This window comes from Pilimelia columellifera subsp. columellifera, from assembly GCF_039532605.1.
Classification (GTDB): domain Bacteria; phylum Actinomycetota; class Actinomycetes; order Mycobacteriales; family Micromonosporaceae; genus Pilimelia; species Pilimelia columellifera.
The window spans coordinates 1-1,512 of sequence record NZ_BAAARY010000064.1; the positions used below are offsets into that span (position 1 = coordinate 1).

At 67.0% G+C, this 1,512-nt stretch carries 2 protein-coding genes; both read right to left on the reverse strand.

What is annotated here, in order from left to right; translation table 11 throughout:
• Positions 1-51: 51 nt before the first annotated feature.
• Entirely contained in the window at positions 52-768 is a 717-nt protein-coding gene (locus tag ABD287_RS18310; protein ID WP_344174771.1) for a M48 family metalloprotease, read from the reverse strand.
• Complete coding sequence (locus tag ABD287_RS18315) at positions 765-1,325, reverse strand: hypothetical protein (protein WP_344174773.1); 561 nt, start codon at positions 1,323-1,325, stop codon at positions 765-767. The genes ABD287_RS18310 and ABD287_RS18315 overlap by 4 nt, the downstream gene beginning before the upstream one ends.
• Positions 1,326-1,512 lie beyond the last annotated feature (187 nt).

The following is a 1,512-nucleotide window of genomic DNA, read 5'->3' on the forward strand; positions in this document are numbered from 1 at the left end:
ACCATGCAGTACCGGCCCGGACTGATCAACGGATTCCTCAACGCCACCGGACTAGCGCCACCCTGACCAAGCCGGACCCTGACCCAAGAACCTCAGTAACAAGACCGGTAGAAGCGCAATCCAGATGCCGCGAACGAACCAGGCCAGGGTGGCGTCGCCGGCCGCCACATGGGCTAGCTCGTGCCGGATAACCGCGTCCACCTCGGAATCCGGGCGGCCCAGCAGACCCGGCGGAAGCACGATAGTCGGCCGGCCTGGCCCACCTGCGGAGTACGGATCCCGGACCCTACACATGCCGACCACCACCCGGGGCGGCCGACGCAGGCCCCACTGAAGCGCCAACCCTCGCACTCGCGCCTGGATGGATTCGGGCGCCCGCACCGGCCGCGCCCGCCGCACCTGCCAGCTCGCGAGCGCCACACTGGACGCCGCCCCGAGTAGCAGCGCCGACACGGCGCAGCCCAGGCTCATCATCTGCTGCAAAGTCGTCACGGGGCGCACGCACGCCTCCCAGCGCACCTGCCAGGCAGAGAGCTGCTCGAGCACCGTCGGCGGCGATCCGAGGGCCGTTAGGCAACCGTTGTATGTCTGCCCCATCCTCACGCTGAAGAGATTTAGAAACAGCGTGTTGCCGGCGAATAGCCCGGCCACCAGCAACGCCGCGATCAAAGTCAGATAGCCGCCCCTGGCGGGTGACTGACGCCACGCCGGCAGCGTCGTAGCCGGCGCTCCCGGCGCATGCGGATCACGGACGGCCTCGATCGTCACGAGTCAGACCACCCGCGTAGGACCTCGAGCACAGCCTCCGTCAACTCCGTAGTCTGCTGTCCACTCAGTCCTGTGGTCGCCACACCGCAAGTCACCACCTCTGTGATCTCACGCTCGGCATCAGAGCCCACCGAAAGCCGACGCTCCAGCCGTACCTCGACGCCACCGCCGACGGGAGGGCCTAGACCGGCCGAGACATCCTGGGAATCGGACGCCTCAACGGCAACTCCCCGCCGCCTCAAGATCGCCTGAACCAGTCGGCGCGTCGGCTCCGACAGTCCATCTGCCAGAAGGTTGCCGGCGGCGTTGGTCAACACCCCGCCCAGCATCGACGCCACATACACGGCCACCGCCGCCACCGACACGAACTCCGCCCCCAGCCGCACCGGAGGACGAAGGCCTGCGCCCAGCACCCCAGACGGATCACGACGGAAGTCAGCAGCGACAGCCTCCAGGATCAACAACTCCCCTGGGGCGACCCTCTCCACGACCGCAGCGGCGAACCCATCAATGTCAGCCTCGGTAACCCCCGACAGCCCGCCGTGCAGCAATCGCATCCGCTTACGCCCCATGGCTCCACCCCAACGTCTCCGCCACAACGACCGCTCAGGCAGCAACCGAACCCCACCTATACGCACCATCAACGCCTAGTACGACAGCCGTACTTCAGGGTCTGACCTGCGGGTTCGGGGCTGGACGTGGGGCGGCCACCGCGTGATCGTCTGTATGTTGTGGACAAACTTT